Source organism: Nocardia callitridis, from assembly GCF_039543305.1.
GTDB classification, from domain to species: domain Bacteria; phylum Actinomycetota; class Actinomycetes; order Mycobacteriales; family Mycobacteriaceae; genus Nocardia; species Nocardia callitridis.
Genome location: NZ_BAABJM010000003.1, coordinates 544,612 through 562,620 on the forward strand (window position 1 = coordinate 544,612; position 18,009 = coordinate 562,620).

Annotated in this window: 16 protein-coding genes; 14 read left to right on the forward strand and 2 right to left on the reverse strand. The window is 67.3% G+C overall.

Features of this window, described 5'->3' with window-relative positions:
• Positions 1-80: 80 nt before the first annotated feature.
• The 13 genes from argC to ABEA50_RS20220 all read left to right on the forward strand — a co-directional run bounded on the left by argC (position 81) and on the right by ABEA50_RS20220 (position 13,190).
• Positions 81-1,139, forward strand: a complete 1,059-nt coding sequence (gene argC, locus ABEA50_RS20160; RefSeq protein ID WP_345497107.1) for an N-acetyl-gamma-glutamyl-phosphate reductase — start codon at positions 81-83, stop codon at positions 1,137-1,139.
• A complete protein-coding gene (gene argJ, locus ABEA50_RS20165; RefSeq protein ID WP_345497108.1) occupies positions 1,136-2,353 on the forward strand; it encodes a bifunctional glutamate N-acetyltransferase/amino-acid acetyltransferase ArgJ in 1,218 nt (405 codons plus the stop codon). The genes argC and argJ overlap by 4 nt, the downstream gene beginning before the upstream one ends.
• Positions 2,350-3,273: an acetylglutamate kinase gene (gene argB, locus ABEA50_RS20170; RefSeq protein WP_345497109.1), complete on the forward strand. Its 924-nt coding sequence runs from the start codon at positions 2,350-2,352 to the stop codon at positions 3,271-3,273. Before argJ ends, argB begins: the two co-directional genes overlap by 4 nt.
• The gene (locus ABEA50_RS20175; RefSeq protein WP_345497110.1) at positions 3,270-4,481 is read left to right on the forward strand and encodes an acetylornithine transaminase; all 1,212 of its coding nucleotides are present in this window, start codon (positions 3,270-3,272) and stop codon (positions 4,479-4,481) included. Before argB ends, ABEA50_RS20175 begins: the two co-directional genes overlap by 4 nt.
• Positions 4,478-5,431, forward strand: coding sequence for an ornithine carbamoyltransferase (argF, locus tag ABEA50_RS20180; protein WP_345497111.1), 954 nt, complete (start codon positions 4,478-4,480; stop codon positions 5,429-5,431). Before ABEA50_RS20175 ends, argF begins: the two co-directional genes overlap by 4 nt.
• A 79-nt stretch (positions 5,432-5,510) precedes the next feature.
• The gene (locus ABEA50_RS20185) at positions 5,511-6,026 is read left to right on the forward strand and encodes an arginine repressor (RefSeq protein ID WP_345497112.1); all 516 of its coding nucleotides are present in this window, start codon (positions 5,511-5,513) and stop codon (positions 6,024-6,026) included.
• A 174-nt stretch (positions 6,027-6,200) separates the two neighbouring features.
• Positions 6,201-7,403: an argininosuccinate synthase gene (locus ABEA50_RS20190; protein ID WP_345497113.1), complete on the forward strand. Its 1,203-nt coding sequence runs from the start codon at positions 6,201-6,203 to the stop codon at positions 7,401-7,403.
• A gap of 62 nt (positions 7,404-7,465) precedes the next feature.
• Entirely contained in the window at positions 7,466-8,386 is a 921-nt protein-coding gene (locus ABEA50_RS20195; protein WP_345497114.1) for an SAM-dependent methyltransferase, read from the forward strand.
• Positions 8,383-9,804, forward strand: a complete 1,422-nt coding sequence (gene argH, locus ABEA50_RS20200) for an argininosuccinate lyase (RefSeq protein ID WP_345497115.1) — start codon at positions 8,383-8,385, stop codon at positions 9,802-9,804. Before ABEA50_RS20195 ends, argH begins: the two co-directional genes overlap by 4 nt.
• A 16-nt stretch (positions 9,805-9,820) precedes the next feature.
• Positions 9,821-10,147 carry a DMT family transporter gene (locus ABEA50_RS20205; protein WP_425577667.1) on the forward strand — a complete coding sequence of 109 codons (327 nt, stop codon included), beginning with the start codon at positions 9,821-9,823 and terminating at the stop codon, positions 10,145-10,147.
• A gap of 160 nt (positions 10,148-10,307) precedes the next feature.
• The gene (locus ABEA50_RS20210; protein WP_345497117.1) at positions 10,308-11,114 is read left to right on the forward strand and encodes an ATP-binding cassette domain-containing protein; all 807 of its coding nucleotides are present in this window, start codon (positions 10,308-10,310) and stop codon (positions 11,112-11,114) included.
• Positions 11,111-12,151, forward strand: coding sequence for an ABC transporter permease (locus ABEA50_RS20215; protein ID WP_345497118.1), 1,041 nt, complete (start codon positions 11,111-11,113; stop codon positions 12,149-12,151). Before ABEA50_RS20210 ends, ABEA50_RS20215 begins: the two co-directional genes overlap by 4 nt.
• A gap of 64 nt (positions 12,152-12,215) precedes the next feature.
• A complete protein-coding gene (locus ABEA50_RS20220; protein ID WP_345497119.1) occupies positions 12,216-13,190 on the forward strand; it encodes an ABC transporter substrate-binding protein in 975 nt (324 codons plus the stop codon).
• 67 nt (positions 13,191-13,257) lie between these two features.
• Here the strand turns inward: ABEA50_RS20220 and ABEA50_RS20225 are convergent, their stop codons facing one another.
• Both ABEA50_RS20225 and idi read right to left on the reverse strand, forming a co-directional pair.
• Positions 13,258-13,608 (reverse strand): hypothetical protein, encoded by a 351-nt coding sequence (locus ABEA50_RS20225; RefSeq protein WP_345497120.1) that lies wholly within the window; start codon positions 13,606-13,608, stop codon positions 13,258-13,260.
• Between the two features lie 199 nt (positions 13,609-13,807).
• Positions 13,808-14,368, reverse strand: a complete 561-nt coding sequence (gene idi / locus ABEA50_RS20230; protein ID WP_345497121.1) for an isopentenyl-diphosphate Delta-isomerase — start codon at positions 14,366-14,368, stop codon at positions 13,808-13,810.
• A gap of 221 nt (positions 14,369-14,589) precedes the next feature.
• Between idi and ABEA50_RS20235 the strand changes: the two genes are divergently transcribed.
• Complete coding sequence (locus ABEA50_RS20235; protein WP_345497122.1) at positions 14,590-17,541, forward strand: AMP-binding protein; 2,952 nt, start codon at positions 14,590-14,592, stop codon at positions 17,539-17,541.
• The last annotated feature ends 468 nt before the right edge of the window (positions 17,542-18,009 follow it).

An 18,009-nucleotide genomic window follows, 5' to 3' on the forward strand; every position in this document is an offset into this window, starting at 1 on the left:
CGCCGGTCGGGGTCGGAGGTGTCGGCGCGAATCACCCCCGACCTATGAATGAGATTGCACAGTCATGCATAATAAATCGCATGGTTGATTCCTCGAACGAGACGACCGTGCGGGTCGCGGTGGCAGGTGCCAGCGGGTACGCGGGCGGTGAGGTATTGCGTCTGCTGTTGGGGCATCCGGCGTACCGAACCGGGCGCCTCGTCATCGGGGCGCTCACCGCGGGGTCGAACGCGGGTAGCACGCTGGGTGCGGTCCAGCCGCAATTGCTGCCGTTGGCGGATCGAGTGCTCGGGCCGACGACCGTCGAGGAACTGGCGGGACACGACGTCGTCTTCCTCGGCCTGCCACACGGGCAGTCCGCCGCGCTGGCTCGCGAACTGCCCGAGTCGACGGTGATCGTCGACTGCGGCGCCGACTTCCGGCTGACCGACGCCGAGGCATGGCAGAAGTACTACGGCGGCACGCACGCGGGCAGTTGGCCCTACGGTCTGCCCGAGTTGCCCGGTGCGCGCGAACGGTTGCGTGGCGCGCGGCGCATCGCGGTGCCCGGCTGCTACCCGACCGTCGCCAGCCTCGCGCTCGCCCCGGCGGTGGCCGCGGGCATCGTCGAACCGAAGGTGAACGTGGTAGCGGTCACCGGCACCTCGGGCGCCGGACGCAAACTCGATGTCGGATTGCTCGGTTCCGAGGTGATGGGCTCGGTGCGTGCCTACAACATCGCGGGTGCGCACCGACACACCCCCGAGATCGCCCAGAATTTGAAAGCCATAGGCGGACAGGACGTCTCGGTGTCGTTCACGCCGGTCCTCGCGCCGATGCCGCGCGGCATCCTGGCCACATGCACCGCGCCGACAACGGTCGATTCCGCGCAGGCGAGGGCGGTGTACGAAAAGGCGTACGCCGACGAGCCGTTCGTGCACCTGCTGCCGGAAGGCGTACTGCCGCAAACCGGTTCGGTCGTCGGCTCGAACGCGGTGACCTTGCAGGTCGCGGTGGACAGCGACGCCGGGCAACTCGTGGCGATCGGCGCGATCGACAACCTCACCAAGGGCACCGCGGGTGCCGCGATCCAATCGATGAACCTGGCCATCGGATTCGACGAGGCCGCAGGACTTTCCACCGTAGGAGTGGCACCGTGACGACAACCGAGACCAACGGCGGCAACCTGGTGCGCAACCAAGGCGTGACCGGACCCCTCGGCTTCCGTGCCGCCGGCGTCGCCGCCGGGATCAAGGCCAGCGGAAAGCTCGATCTGGCACTGGTTTTCAACGAGGGCCCGGAATACGCCGCCGCGGGTGTGTTCACCCGCAACAAGGTGAAGGCCGCTCCAGTGCTGTGGTCACAGCAGGTACTCACCGGACAACGACTGCGCGCGGTCGTCCTCAATTCCGGCGGCGCGAACGCGTGCACCGGGCCCGCGGGATTCCAGGACACCCACGAAACCGCCGAGAAACTCGCCGCCGAGCTGAGTAACTGGGGCACCGAGACCGGTGCCGGTGAGGTCGCGGTCTGCTCCACCGGGCTGATCGGTGACCGACTGCCGATGGACAAGCTGCGCGCGGGCATCACCGAGATCGTGCACGACATGGGCGGCGGGCTGTCCGGTGGCCTCGATGCCGCGCACGCCATCATGACCACCGATACCGTGCCCAAAGAGGCCGCGTTCCACCACAAGAACAAATGGAACGTCGGGGGCATGGCCAAGGGGGCTGGCATGCTCGCGCCGTCGCTGGCCACCATGCTCGTCGTGCTCACCACCGACGCGCTGGTCACCCCCGACCAACTGGATCAGGCACTGCGCAAGGCGACGAGCCGGACCTTCGACCGCCTCGACGTCGACGGTTCCTGCTCCACCAACGACACCGTGCTCTTGCTGGCCAACGGCGCCAGCGAGGTCACCCCGAGCCAGGCCGAATTCGACGCCGCCGTCTTCGCCGTGTGCGACGACCTCGCCGCGCAGTTGATGGCCGATGCCGAAGGCGTCACCAAGCGGGTGCTGATCACCGTTACCGGCGCGCTGGACGAGGACGAGGCGCTGGCCGCCGCACGCACCGTCGCTCGTGACAGCCTGGTCAAGACCGCGCTGTTCGGCTCCGACCCCAACTGGGGCCGGGTGCTGGCCGCGGTGGGCATGGCGCCGGTCTCGCTCGAGCCGAACCGAATCTCGGTGTCGTTCAACGGTCATCCGGTCTGTGTCGACGGTGTCGGCCTGCCGGAGGCGCGTGCGATCGACCTGTCCGGTGCCGATATCGAGGTGCGGGTCGACCTGGCCGTCGGCACTGCGACGGCGACCATCCGCACCACCGATCTCTCGCACGGATACGTCGAAGAGAATTCGGCCTACAGCTCATGACCCACCAACTCGCACAAGAACTCTCGGCACTGGACAAGGCGCACGTGCTGGCCGACGCACTGCCGTGGCTGCAACGATTCCGCGACACGATCGTCGTGGTGAAGTACGGCGGCAACGCCATGATCGACCCGGAACTCAAGCGCGCCTTCGCCGCCGACATGGCGTTCCTGCGCACCGTCGGCGTGCATCCCGTTGTGGTGCACGGTGGCGGACCGCAGATCAGCGCCATGCTGAAGAAGCTCGGCATGGAAGGTGAGTTCCGCGGTGGTTTCCGCGTCACCACCCCCGAGGTGCTCGATGTGGTGCGCATGGTGCTGTTCGGTCAGGTCGGTCGCGAGTTGGTCGGTCTGATCAACGCGCACGGCCCGTACGCCGTCGGCACGACCGGCGAGGACGCGGGGCTGTTCACCGCGACCCGGCGCACGGTCGACGTCGACGGTGCGCCGACCGATATCGGCCTGGTCGGGGACGTCACCGCGGTGAACCCCGCCGCGGTGCTCGACCTGATCGGCGCGGGCAGGATCCCCGTGGTATCGACCATCGCCCCCGACGTCGACGGCGTGGTGCACAACATCAACGCCGACACCGCCGCCGCCGCACTGGCCGCGGAGATCGGCGCGGAGAAGCTGGTCGTGCTCACCGACGTCGAGGGCTTGTACACCGACTGGCCGGATCGTTCGTCGCTGGCCAGCAGGATCGACACCGACGCACTCGCGAAGTTGCTGCCGAGCCTGGATACGGGCATGGTGCCCAAGATGGAAGCCTGCCTGCGTGCCGTGCTCGGCGGGGTCCCGACCGCGCACGTGATCGACGGTCGGGTGCCGCACGCGGTGTTGCTGGAACTGTTCACCGGAGAAGGGATCGGAACGATGGTGACGCCCGCCCCGATCCCCGAGACACGGAACGGAACGAAACAATGAGCTCAGTCGAACAACTGCGGCAGCGGTGGACGGCCGCGATGATGAACAACTACGGCACCCCCACGCTCGCCCTGGTGCGCGGCGCCGGTGCGGTCGTCTACGACGCCGACGAGAACCGCTATGTCGATTTCCTCGGTGGCATCGCCGTCAACAGTCTCGGCCACGCCCACCCCGCGGTGCTCGAGGCGGTCACCCAACAGTTGGGGACGCTCGGGCACGTGTCGAACCTGTATGTCAGCGAACCGACGGTCGAGCTGGCCGAGCGGTTGCTCGCGCATTTCGGCGACGGGGACGACACCGGCCGCGCGTTCTTCTGCAATTCCGGCACCGAGGCCGTGGAGGCCGCGTTCAAGATCGCGCGACTGACCGGTCGGCGCAAGATCATCGCCTGCTCGGACGCCTTCCACGGTCGCACGATGGGTGCGCTGGCGCTCACCGGCCAGGAACCGAAGCGGGCGCCGTTCGAGCCGCTGCCCGCCGGTGTCGTGCACGTCCCCTACGGCGATGCCGAGGCGCTGGCCGCTGCGGTGGACGAGGACACCGCAGCGGTGTTCCTCGAGCCGATGATGGGCGAAAGTGGCGTCGTCGTCCCGCCTTTCGACTACCTCGCCAAGGCCAGGGAGATCACCACCCGCCACGGCGCGCTGTTGATCCTCGACGAGGTGCAGACCGGTATCGGGCGGACGGGAACGTTCTACGCGCACCAGGCTTCCGGCATCGTGCCGGACGCGATCACCCTGGCCAAGGGGCTCGGTGGCGGCCTGCCGATCGGCGCCGTCCTCGCCAACGGCCACGCCGCGCAACTGTTGCAACCCGGCCTGCACGGCACCACCTTCGGCGGCAATCCGGTCTGCGCGGCGGCCGCGCTCGCCGTGCTGCGCACGATCGACGAGCAAGATCTGCTCGCGCACGTCGAGTCGGTCGGCAAGCGGCTGGCCGACGGTATCGAGTTGTTGGAGCACCCGTTGGTCGATCACGTGCGCGGTGCCGGCCTGCTGCTGGGCGTCGTGCTCACCGACGACGTCGCACCTCGGGTGGAGGCGCGGGCGCGTGCGGCGGGTTACCTGGTGAACCCGGCCAAGCCCCACGTGATTCGACTCGCCCCACCCCTGATTCTCACCGAGACCCAGGCCGACAACTTCGTCAACGATCTGCCGGAGATCCTCGACGGCGCGGCCGACGACGCGAAGGAGGCCGCGGCACAATGACGTCCGCATCGCCACTACGGCATTTCCTGCGGGACGACGATGTCACCCCCGCCGAGCAGGCCGAAATCCTCGCCCTGGCAGCCGAACTCAAGCGTGCTCCGTTCTCGCACCGCCCGTTGGCCGGTCCGCGCGGGGTCGGGGTGATCTTCGAGAAGAACTCCACCCGCACCAGGTTCTCCTTCGAACTCGGCATCGCCCAGTTGGGCGGCCACGCGGTGGTGGTGGACGGCCGCAACACCCAACTCGGCCGCGAAGAAACCCTCGGCGATACCGGGCGGGTGCTCTCGCGCTACGTCGATGCCGTCGTGTGGCGCACCTTCGAACAGCATCGGCTCGACGAGATGGCGGCTGCCGCCACGGTTCCCGTCGTCAACGCGCTGTCCAACGAGTTCCATCCGTGCCAGGTGCTCGCCGATCTGCAGACGCTCACCGAGCGGCTCGGCGACCTGTCCGGGCGGGCACTGAGCTACTTCGGCGACGGCGCGAACAATATGGCGCATTCGTTGCTGCTCGGCGGCGTCACCGCGGGAATGAATGTCACCATCGCCGCGCCACCGGGTTTCGAGCCGCTGCCGTGGGTGGTGGAGGCGGCCCGCAAGCGTGCCGCCGAGACCGGTGCCACCGTGCTGTTCACCGACGATCCGGTCGCGGCGGCCACGGGCGCCGATGCGCTGGTCACCGACACCTGGACCTCGATGGGTCAGGAAGGCGACGGCCTCGACCGCGTCGGCCCGTTCCGTCCGTTCCGGTTGAACGCCGAGCTCGTGTCCCATGCTCGCCCGGAAGTGGTTGTGCTGCATTGCCTTCCCGCGCACCGTGGTGAGGAGATCACCGACGAGGTGCTCGACGGCCCGCGCAGCGCGGTGTGGGACGAGGCGGAGAACCGGCTGCACGCGCAGAAAGCTCTGCTGGCGTGGTTGCTGGGCGCGCGGGCGGGAGACAGCGCATGACCCCGTTGTTCGCGGCGCGGACCACGCGGCGTCGCGGCGATGCCGCGCAGGCCCGATCGCGACGAACGCTGGTGCGACGATGAGTGTCACGCGTGCGGACACCGAGAAGACCGGTCCCGCCATCGCCCGCACCCGTGCGGGCCGACAGTCGCGCATCGTGCAGTTGTTGTCCGCCAACGCGGTTCGCAGTCAGACCGAATTGGGCACCCTGCTCGCGTCCGAGGGCATCGAGACGACCCAGGCCACGCTGTCGCGCGATCTGGACGAGTTGGGCGCGGTGAAGCTGCGCGCGGCCGACGGTGGCGCGGGAGTCTATGTGGTGCCCGAGGACGGCAGTCCCGTGCGCGGGGTCACCGGCGGCACCGACCGGTTGTCCAAGCTGCTCGGTGATCTCTTGGTCTCCACCGACGCCAGCGGCAATATCGCGGTCCTGCGCACCCCGCCCGGCGCGGCGCACTACCTCGCCAGCGCGTTGGACCGTGCCGCGCTGCCGTTCGTCGTCGGCACTATCGCGGGTGACGACACCATCGCCGTCATCGCGCGTGAACCACTGACCGGCCTGCAACTGGCCGCGAAGATCGAAGAGCTCGCCTGAGGTGCTGACCGAGCCGCGGCACCGCGAGCGACCCCGGTATGAATGAGCTTGCATCATCGTGCATAATCATTTGTAGATAGGCTCGCGGCCGCACAGTGGTCTACCCACACACCACAGTGGCCTACCCACAACAACGACCTACCCACAAGAACGAAACCCGAGGAGCACCCCAACATGTCCGAGCGCGTCGTACTCGCCTACTCCGGTGGGCTGGATACCTCCGTCGCGATCAGCTGGATCGGCAAGGAGACCGGCGCCGAGGTGGTGGCCGTCGCCATCGACCTCGGCCAGGGTGGCGAGGACATGAACGTGGTGCGCCAGCGAGCACTGGACTGCGGCGCGGTCGAGGCCGTCGTGGTGGACGCGCGCGACGAGTTCGCCGACGAGTACTGCCTGCCCACCGTGCAGGCCAACGCGATGTACATGGGCCGCTACCCGCTGGTGTCGGCCATCAGCCGCCCGCTGATCGTCAAGCACCTCGTCGAGGCGGCGAAGTTCCACGGCGCGAGCACCGTCGCGCACGGCTGCACCGGTAAGGGCAACGATCAGGTGCGTTTCGAGGTCGGCATCGGCGCGCTCGCCCCCGACCTGAGCGTGATCGCCCCGGTTCGTGACTACGCGTGGACCAGGGAGAAGGCCATCGCCTTCGCCGAGGAGAACGCGCTGCCGATCAATGTCACCAAGAAGTCGCCGTTCTCGATCGACCAGAACGTGTGGGGCCGCGCGGTGGAGACCGGGTTCCTCGAGGACCTGTGGAACGCGCCCACCAAGGACGTCTACGACTACACCGCCGATCCCACGGTGAACTTCGAGGCGCCCGACGAGCTGATCATCACCTTCGACAAGGGCGTTCCGGTCGCGATCGACGGCCGTCCGGTGACCGTGCTCGAGGCGATCATCGAACTGAACAAGCGGGCGGGTCGCCAGGGTGTGGGTCGGCTCGACATGGTGGAGGACCGCCTCGTCGGCATCAAGAGCCGGGAGATCTACGAGGCGCCGGGCGCGATCGCGCTGATCACCGCGCACCAGGAGCTGGAGGCGGTTACCGTCGAACGGGAGCTGGGTCGGTACAAGCGTCAGGTCGAACAGCGTTGGGGCGAGCTGGTTTACGACGGCCTGTGGTTCTCCCCGCTCAAGCGCGCGCTGGACGCCTTTGTCGCCGAGAGCCAGGAACACGTCAGCGGTGAGATCAGGATGGTGCTGCACGGTGGCTCCGCGGTGGTCAACGGGCGGCGTTCGGAGCGTTCGCTCTACGACTTCAACCTCGCGACCTACGACGAGGGCGATTCGTTCGACCAGTCGTTGGCCAAGGGCTTCGTGCAGATCCACGGTCTGTCCTCGAAGGTCGCCGCCCGCAGGGACTTGAACCAGAAGTAGGCGTCGGCCCCGCGCCGAACGTAGTCTCGGACGGGTTGAACGACCGACCCGAAGGGAGCCCCATGCGGACCGACAGCGACGGCTGGGACATCGTGAACAGCGTCGGTGCCACCGCACTCGGTGTCGCGGCCTTGCGGGCGGGGGAGACCAGACGCTCGGATGCCTTGTTCCGTGATCCCTACGCCGCCCTGCTGGTCGAGGCGGTCGGGGTGCCGGGGTGGACGAGACTCGTTCGGGGGCAGGTCGATTTCGAGACCGGTGCCGCGCCGTCCCTCGGTCCGCTCGGGGACATGCTGGTGGCGCGCACCTGCTATTTCGACGCGTATTTCGCGATGGCGGTGAACGCGGGGATCCGGCAGGTCGTCATTCTCGGTGCCGGTCTCGACGTGCGTGCGTTTCGACTCGAATGGGCAATGGACACTGTGCTGTTCGAGTTGGATCAGCCGAAGGTACTGGAGTTCAAGGCCTCGGTGTTCGACGAGCACGGCATCTTCGCCTCGGTGGATCGGCGTGAGGTGGCGGTGGATCTGCGTCGTGGCTTTTCGAACGAGTTGCGCGACAGCGGTTTCGACCCCACCCAGCCGACCGCGTGGTTGGCCGAGGGGCTACTACGGTATGTCCCCGCGGGCGCGCAGAACCGCATGTTCATCGCCATCGCGGAACTCAGCGCGCCGGGAAGCCAGGTGGCACTCACCCTGGAGGCCGACCCCGCCCAGGACGGCGAGCACAACGAGGAGATGCGCGACCGGATGCTGGCCGAGCTGGGTATCTCGCTCGATATGGGTTCGTTGCTGTACCCGAACGAAGGTCGCAGCGACCCGGTCGACTGGTTCCGCTCGCGCGGCTGGACGGGGATACGCACCGACCCGTCCACCGTCCTGAGTAGTCGAGGGCGCAAGGTTCCCCCTGCGGTGGCCGATCAGTTACGGAAGAACATCTTGATGACAGCGACCAAACCCGGAGAAGGAGTTAGCAGACGATGACGAGCAGCGGCGGGACCAACCAGGGTGCGCTCTGGGGCGGACGATTCGCGTCGGGACCCGCCGAGGCGATGGCCGCGCTCAGTAAGTCGACGCATTTCGATTGGGCGTTGGCCCCCTACGACATTCGCGCCTCGAAGGCGCACGCGCGCGTGCTGAACAAGGCGGGGCTGTTGTCGCAGGCCGATCTCGACGGCCTGCTCGCGGGGTTGGAGCAGCTCGCGGTGGAGGTCGCCTCGGGCGCGTTCGCGCCGCTGGAGTCCGACGAGGACGTGCACGGTGCGCTGGAACGCGGGTTGATCGACCGGGTCGGTACCGAACTCGGCGGCAGGCTGCGTGCGGGCCGCTCGCGTAATGACCAGGTGGCCACCCTGTTTCGGATGTGGCTGCGCGACGGTGTCCGCGCGGTCGCGGCCGGACTGCTCGAGGTGGTCGACGCGTTGGTCGGTCAGGCGCGGGCCCATCCCGACGCGGTGATGCCGGGCAAGACACACCTGCAAGCCGCGCAGCCGGTGTTGTTGGCGCATCATCTGCTGGCGCACGCGCATCCGCTGCTGCGCGATATCGACAGGTTGCGTGATTTCGACAAGCGGGCCGCGGTGTCGCCCTACGGGTCCGGCGCGTTGGCGGGGTCTTCGCTCGGGCTCGATCCGGACGCGATCGCCGCCGAATTGGGTTTCGACCGCGCCGCATCCAATTCCATCGACGCCACCTCCTCGCGGGACTTCGCCGCGGAGGCCGCGTTCGTGCTCGCGATGGTCGGCGTCGACCTCAGCAGGATGGCCGAGGAGATCATCCTGTGGAGCACAACGGAATTCGGTTACGTCACCCTGGCCGACGCGTGGTCGACGGGTTCGTCGATCATGCCGCAGAAGAAGAATCCCGACGTGTCGGAGTTGACCAGGGGTAAGTCCGGCAGGCTGATCGGCAATCTGACCGGCTTGCTGGCGACGCTCAAAGCCCAGCCGCTGGCCTACAACCGCGACCTGCAGGAGGACAAGGAGCCGGTGTTCGATTCGGTCGCGCAGCTGGAACTGCTGCTGCCCGCGATCGCCGGTCTGGTCGGCACGCTCACCTTCCACACCGATCGGATGGCCGAGCTCGCGCCCGCGGGCTTCACCCTCGCCACCGATATCGCGGAATGGCTTGTTCGCCAGGGTGTTCCGTTCCGCTCCGCGCACGAGGCCGCGGGTGGTTGTGTGCGCGCGGCCGAGGCCGGGGGAGTGGGACTCGACGAGCTCACCGACGCCGAGTTCGCCGCCATCGATCCCGCGTTGACACCCGGCGTGCGGGAAGTGTTGACCGTCGCGGGCTCGATCGCTTCCCGCGACGCGCGCGGCGGTACCGCGGCGAGCCAGGTCGCGGTTCAGCTCGACGAGATCGGTTCCTCGGTACGGGCGCAGCGCGACTGGCTCGGCTGAGCGCGGCTACGCTGCGTTGATGACGCTGCTGTTTCTCGCGCTGGCCATCGTTTCCGAAGTGACGGCGACCGTCTCGCTGAAGCTGTCGGAGGGTTTCTCCAAGCTGGTGCCCTCGATCGTGGTGGTGCTCGGTTACGGCGCCGCGTTCCTGTTTCTGTCGCAGGCGCTGAAGCGCGGTATGGCGATCGGTGTCGCCTATGGCATCTGGTCGGCGGTGGGTGTCGCCGCGATCGCGTTGATCGGCGCGCTGTTTCTGGGTGAGCGACTGAATCTGGTGCAGGTGGGTGGAATCGGACTGGTGATTCTCGGCGTGTTGGCACTGGAACTCGGCGGCGCGCACTGAGTTCGGCGACGGCGTTTAGTTCGTTGTTTTCGCATCGAATTCCGCTGTCGGCGTTGCGTCCATTGGCTTTTGCCGAACGGGCCTGCGAATCGAGTGCTCGGACGTAGCATCGCCCCATGGACTGGACGCTTGCTCAACAGAGTCCACGCGGATGTGCGCTGTGACCTCGAACGAAACCCCGATACCTGCTTCCACCGGTGCGAGTTCCCCCGTGCTGCGGGCCGAAGTGCTGGTCAAACGCTACGGCGGCGTGACGGCTCTGCGGGGTGCGAACTTCGAGGTCGGTGCCGGCGAAGTCGTCGCGTTGATCGGCGACAACGGCGCGGGGAAATCGACTCTGGTGAAATGTCTTTCGGGTGCCGAACAACCCGACGAAGGTCGAATCCTGTTGGCCGGTAATTCGGTGGTGTTGAATTCCCCGACGGCCGCGCGCAAGCTCGGCATCGAAACGGTATACCAGGATCTCGCGGTCGCCCCCGATCTCGATCCTGCGGCGAATTTGTTCCTCGGTCGCGAGCTTGTGCGCAAAGGAGTGGCGGGCAGGCTCGGAATGCTCGACAAGTCCGCGATGAAATCGCGTGCGGTGGAACATTTCCGTCGGCTCGGCGTCTCGTTGCAGAACGCGGATGTTCCGATCGGCGCGCTTTCGGGCGGTCAACGCCAGAGCGTCGCCGTCGCGCGGGCGGTCATGTGGGCCAGCGAGGTCGTCTTCATGGATGAGCCGACCGCCGCACTCGGTGTGCTGCAGCGTGAACGCGTGCTCGACGTGATCCGGAGGGTGCGCGACGAGGGTATCGGCGTGGTGCTGATCAGTCACAACATGCCAGAGGTGTTGTCGGTGGCCGACCGGGTCGAGGTGCTGCGTCTGGGGCGCAGGGTGGCCAGATTCACCGCGGCCGACGCGACACTGGAACATCTGGTCGCGGCGATGACCGGCGCGATGTCGACCGAGGAAGATGCCGCATGAGCAGTACGGACGTCGCCGACGGCGGCAGCATCGAACCCTCGGAACGCAGTCTGGCGCAACGGTTCTTCGGTGCGAGCACGGTGTGGATCGGCGTCGTACTCGTCGGGCTGTGCGTGGTGTTCAGCGTGGTGCGACCCGACGCCTTCCCGACCGTGTTCACCCTGCAGACCCTGCTCATCGAAACCTCGGTGCTGCTGGTGCTTTCGGTGGGGATGACCTTCATCATCATCACCTCGGGGATCGACCTCTCGGTCGGCAGCGTGCTCATCTTCGCGGGGGTGCTCGGCGCCAAGACGATGGAGTGGCTCAGTCCCGGTCAGGACGCCAGCGGTGCGGGCTGGGGTCTGATCGGCCTCGGTTTCCTGGTTTCGGTGCTCGGCGGCGGCCTGTGGGGAGGGCTCAACGGCCTGCTGGTGGCCAAGGCGAAGATTCCGCCGCTGATCGTGACGCTGGGCAGCTTCGGTGCCGCCCTCGGCGCGGCGCAACTGATCACCGGCGGCGTCGACACCAGGACGGTGCCCGAGAACCTTCGTGACTCACTGGGTTTCGGTACCTCGCTCGGCGGCGTGCCGAACCTGGTCCTGGTCGCGACGGTGGTGACGGTCGTGGCCGCGGTCGTATTGCGTACCACCCGTTTCGGCCGCTACACCTATGCCATCGGTTCCAGCCAGGAGGCCGCGCGGCGTGCGGGTATTCCGGTGACCAGGCACCTGATCGCGGTGTATCTGCTCACCGGATTGTTGGCCGGGCTCGCGGGTTTCATGAACCTCGCCTACTTCGGCACCACCACGATCGGTGGGCACGGCACCGACAATCTCGACGCGATCGCGGGGGTGGTGATCGGCGGCACCAGTCTCTTCGGTGGCGTCGGTTCGATCGTCGGCACGGTGATCGGCGTATTCATCCCCTCGGTGTTGAAGAAGGGATTCGTCATCGCGCAGGTGCCGGTGTTCTGGCAGCCGATCGCGGTGAGCATCGTGCTCGTGGCCGCGGTCTGGTTCGACCAGCTGCGCCGCAAGGCGCGTGACCGGAAATAAGAAGTACAGGATCCGGGTCGAGCCGATCCGGATCGAACAACGTGAGTTCGCGGAGGTAGGCCGGATGAGGGTGGCGAAACGGACCGCTGTGCTGTTGGGCACGGTGGTCACGGTGAGTGCGATGTTGGTGTCGTGTAGTGGGCAGGTGGGCAATACCGGTGCGGGCGACGCGAAGAAACTGGTGCTGATCCCCGGCGCGGCCGACGAACCGTTCTACATCTCGATGCAGTGCGGTGCGCAGGCCGAGGCGCAGCGGCTCGGCTACGACTTCGACACCCAGGCGCCCACGAAATTCGATGCGGGCGTGCAGACTCCGGTACTCACCGGCGTGGTCGCGAACAAGCCGGGCGCGATTCTGATCGCACCAACACACGCGACCGCGATGGCGAATCCGATGAAGCAGGCCAAGGACGCGGGAATCAAGATCGTCGAGGTCGATACCGCCTTGGACGACACCTCGATCGCGGAGTCCTCGATCGCCTCGGACAACAGCAAGGGGGGCGAGCTCGCCGCGGACACCCTGGCGAAGCTGGTCGGCGATAAGGGCCCCGTGCTGGTGATCAACACCAAGGCGGGCACCTCGACCACCGACGCGCGTGCCAAGGGATTCATCGACGCGTTGTCCGACCACCCCGGCATGACCTCGCTCGGCGTCCAGTACAACAACAACGAGGCGGCGCAGGCGGCCTCGATCATTACCGCCACCCTCGCCGCGCACCCCGATCTCGCCGGTGTCTTCGCGACGAACCTCAGCTCCGCCGAAGGTGCGGCGACCGGTCTGCGCAACGCGAACAAGCTCGGACAGGTGAAGCTGATCGGTTTCGACGCCAGCCCGAAGCAGGTCGAGGACCTGAAGGCCGGTACCGTGCAGGCACTGATCGCTCAAGATCCGGCGGGCATCGGTGCGAAGGGCGTCGACGAGGCGGCGGCCGCACTGGAGGGTAAGCAGGTCACGCGGACCATACAGACCGACATGATCGCGATTACCCAGGCCGATATGGACGCGAACGAACGGTATTTCTACAAGCGCGAGTGCTGATTCGCGCTGCGGCCACGCGCGTCGGGGGTGGGGCCGCGCCCACACCGGCCTCGTCCGGTGTGGGTTGTCACGCGGCGCGTGAGTGCGCGAGCGTCCGTAGGGCGGCATCCGGATCGGCGACATCGACCACGAGCCGGGTCAGGTCATGGCCCGTCAGCTCGATGCTGAGGCCGTTGCCGTCGAATCGGGTGTCCCAGAATTCCTTTCGGCCCTTGCCGCGAAAGGTGCCCGCCGCGATCACGCCGGGGAAGAAGGTGCCGGGCGCCCGCACCCACGGGGGACGCTCGTCGATCAGCGCCGGGCCGACCCCGGTGACGCTCGACAGCGGAAAGGTGACCTGATCGCGCAGGGCAAGCAACTGGTGCGCGCCACGCACGTGCACCGTCACCGTTGTTCCCGTGACCTCGATCTCGACCATCGCGCACCTCGTTTCACCGCAGGACACTTCCGAGATCCAGAATGCTGGACAGTCCTGTTCGTAGCCTGAGGCGTTGCTATGAGTTCTCTCAGCTTTCTGAGACAGATACATGCCACTACTCAGATATGCGCATCTAGCTATGTGATTGAGGTGCGGCGCCCGGAGAACCGGGAGCCGACCGTCGACTATTGGAGAAAGCTCAGGACGGGGTGGGGTCCACGGCGACGTCGAGGACCCCGGACAACCACGGCGTGTACAAGCCGGGATCGGAACCGAGCGCGGCACGCAACGCCTCCGGCGTCACCCACGCGTAGTCGGCGACCTCGGCGGGATCGGGGCGCGGCGACCCGGCCTCCAGCCGTCCGACCAGCACGTGGTCCCACTCGAATTCGACGCGGCCGGTGCGGGAATCGTCGGCGTGGTAGCGGTAGACGCCGACCTCGGTGAGCTCGGTAGCCAACCCCATCTCCTCGGCCAGGCGAACGGCCGCCGCCGCGGCCACCGGTTCGCCGGGCGCGGGATGCCCGCAGCAGGTATTGGCCCACAGGGCCGGGAATCGAGTCTTCGCGGCGGCCCGCTGCTGCAATAGCACCCGGCCCGATTCGTCGAATAGCAGCACCGAGAACGCGCGATGCAACATTCCGGGGGACTGGTGCGCTTGCGACACCGGACAGGTGCCGACCGCGTGACCGGCCTCGTCGACGAGCTCGACGGGCAGTGCTTCGCGGTCGGTGATCGGCTGAACGAGGGAGTCGGTCACCAAACCAGCGTAACCGTGCCAGCGGTCGCCGGGTGATAGCGAGGTGGCGCCACAAGGTCGCGATTCGATCGAGGTCGGCCCGAACGCACCCGTCAAGGGTCCATGATGGAACATGTCACTACAGGCGATACCGGCGTCGAAGGCGGGTACTCACCTGAACGTCGGCGTGAGATGTGTGCCGTGCGAGCGGTAGGGGTCCAGCGGTAGGTCCAGGAGCGGTCGTGAAGTTCAGTGCGCAGGGTGTGGTCGGATCGGTGCGACGTTTGATGTCGACCGCGCAGAACGGCCTGGAGGTGGTCCGCTTCGGCGGCTTGACCCAGGACGTGGAGTCCTCACCGTTCGAAGTAGCGGAACGGCGCAGGGTTTATCGGTTGCGGCACTATTTCCCCGAGCGCGCGGTACCCGGCAGTCCGGTCGCCCTGCTGTTGCCACCGCTGATGGTGAACGCCGACATCTGGGACGTGAACGCAGAAGGCGGCGCTGTCGGCATTCTCACCAAGGGTGGAATTGATTGCTGGGTAGTCGATTTCGGTTCACCCGCCACCGAGGAAGGCGGATGGGAACGCGACCTGGCCGACCATGTGCTCGCGGTGCACAGCGCGATCGACACGGTGACCGAGGCGACCGGCAGTGACGTACACCTGATGGGATACTCCCAGGGTGGCATGTTCGCCTATCAGGCCGCGGCCTACCGTGCGGGCAAAGGGGTGGCGAGCATCGTCACCTTCGGCAGCCCGGTCGATATCGTCGCGGGGATCCCGTTCGGGTTGCCCTACGGGATGGTTTCCGAGGTGGCCGATTTCGTGGCCGATCACGTCGTGAACCGGCTGCCGATCACCGATTCGATGGTCCGCATCGGTTTCCAGCTGCTCGACCCGGTGAAGACCGCGAAATCCAGGATCGACTTCCTGCGCCAGCTGCACGACCGGGAGGCGTTGCTGCCCAAGGAACGTCAGCGCCGGTTCCTCAACAGCGAAGGCTGGGTCGGTTACTCGGGTCCCGCCGCCGCCGACCTGCTCAAACAATTCGTGGTGCACAACAGGATGATGCTCGGCGGCTTCGTGATTCGCGATCATCCCGTCTCGTTGGCCGATCTGACCTGCCCGATCCTCGCGTTTGTCGGCGAGGTGGACGATATCGGCCAGCCCGCCGCCGTCCGGGGGATCGTGCGCGCGGCGCCGAACGCCGAGGTCTACGAATCCACGCTGGTGGCAGGACATTTCGGTTTGGTCGCGGGTAGTGCGGCGACCAGGCAGACCTGGCCGCTGGTGCGCGAGTGGGTCGACTGGATGAACGGTGAGGTCGAATTGCCCGGCGAGATCGTCCCGATGAGCGAACACGTCCCGAGCAACCGTCCGCGCTCGGCGATCACCCGGGTCGCGCACACGGCGGCGACAATGGCCGAGGCAGGCACCGGTGTCGGCAAGATACTGGAGACATTGGCCAACAACACCGTGCGCAGTTCGAGGGAGTTGGCGGGCGAAGCCGCTCGAGCGCTGCCCAGGCTCACCCGGCTCGGCATGATCCAGCCGCACACCAGGATCTCGCTGGGCAGACTGCTCGCCGAGCAGGCGCGGCGCGCGCCGAGGAAAGATCTGTTCCTGTTCGACGACCGGGTGCATACCAACGCCGCGGTGAACATCCGCATCGACAATGTGGTGCGCGGACTCATCTCCGTGGGCATTCGGCCCGCGATGCGGGTGGGCGTCGTGATGGAGACGCGGCCGAGCGCGCTGGCGACCGTGGCCGCGTTGTCGCGGTTGGGTGCGGTCGCGGTGCTGCTCGCGCCGGGAGGTGAACTGCGCTCGGCCCTGGAGCAGACCGGTGTCGACACCATCGTCGCCGATCCGGAGAACCTGCGTAGCGCCACGGCGAGCGGCGCGCGGGTGCTCGTACTCGGTGGCGGCGACGCGCGTCGGCTCGATATTCCGCTGAGCGACAAGGTGATCGATCTCGAGCGCATCGACCCCACCGACGTGCGGCTGCCCGCCTGGTATCGACCCGACCCCGGGTTGGCGCGCGAGCTGGCCTTCGTACTCGTCACCGGGGTCGGCAACCGGTTGGAGATCAAATACATCACCAACCACCGGTGGGCGCTTTCGGCCTTCGGCACCGCGACCTCCGCCGACCTCGACAACAAGGACACGGTGTACTGCCTTGCGCCGCTGCACCACTCGTCCGGTCTGCTGGTGAGCCTCGGTGGTGCGATCGCGGGCGGCAGTCGGATCGCGTTGGCGAGGTCGCTGGATCCGGCGCGCTTCGCCGAAGAGGTGCACCGCTACGGCGTCACCGTGGTCACCTACACCTGGACCATGCTGCGCGACATCCTGGACGCCGAACCCTTCCGCAACGGCCACCGGTACCCCATCCGGTTGTTCATCGGCTCCGGCATGCCGGTCGGCCTGTGGCGGCGGACCGTCGAACAGTTCGCCCCCGCACGGGTGCTCGAGTTCTACGCCTCTATCGAGGGCGATGTGGTGCTGGCGAATGTGACCGGTGCGAAACCCGGTGCCAAGGGCAGGCCGGTCCCCGGCACGGCACGGGTCGAATTGGTCGCCTACGACCCGATGACCGCTCGGGTCGAGGTCGACGAGTCCGGCTTCGCGCGCCGCTGCGCGGACAACGAGGTCGGCCTGCTGCTCGGCAAGGCGACCGAGAGCATCGACATCTCCGCGGGCGGAATGCGCGGTGTCTTCGCGGCGGGCGATTCGTGGATGCCGACGGAAAACCTGTTCCGCCGTGACAGCGACGGCGACTACTGGCTGGTCGACCGCAAGGACACCGCCATCAGGACCGCGCGCGGACCCGTGTACGGCGGTCCGATCATCGACTGCCTCAACGACATCGCGGCCGTCGACATGGAAGTGGCCTACGGTCTGGAATTCGGCGACCGCAGGATCGCGGTGGGCGCGGTCAGTGTTCGTGCGGGCTTCGAGCTGGACCCCGGGGACGTCACCGAAGCCCTGCGCGCGTTGGACCCGGACAAGCGCCCGGACCTGGTCCACGTGGTGGACGACATTCCGCGCAGCGCCTCCTACCGCCCCTCCGTTCGTGCCGTCCGCGCCGCCGGTGACCCGAAGCCGGGCCCGAACACCTGGTGGTACCACCGGGAGTCGGATACCTACGAGGTGCTCACCGATGCCGCTGCGCGCGAGGTGTACGGCCTACCCTGACCTCGGGTCCGAGCACATGTCGGCCAAGCCCCCGTGCCGGTCGGTCGAGACCTCGTCCGCCCTCGGTGCTCAGCGCCCGCGTCACGGCCGACGAAGACCGCGTCGACACCTTCCTCCCGGACGTAGCCGGTGACCGCCGAGACCATCCCCGATGCCGACCGTTCCTCGGCTGCCGACCCCGACGCGCGTCTGCTGTGTTCGCGAGTCTGCTGTGTTCGCGAGAGCGATGTCGCCGCCGTATCGCCATGCGGTCGGCGAACGCGGAGCGCCGCCCCGCACCGTGCGCAGCGGCGAGCACCATCGACCTCGACTGTTGTGCGGTCACCGAATTATCGTGTACTCCACGGGCTCCGACACGGTCACTGGCCTACTACCGACGCGAGCTCCCGCGTTCGCGGTGCCCTCGGAATGCGCCCGCGACGACCTTGTGTTTCGCGGCCTCCGTGGACGAAAGCCGCCCCGTGAGGG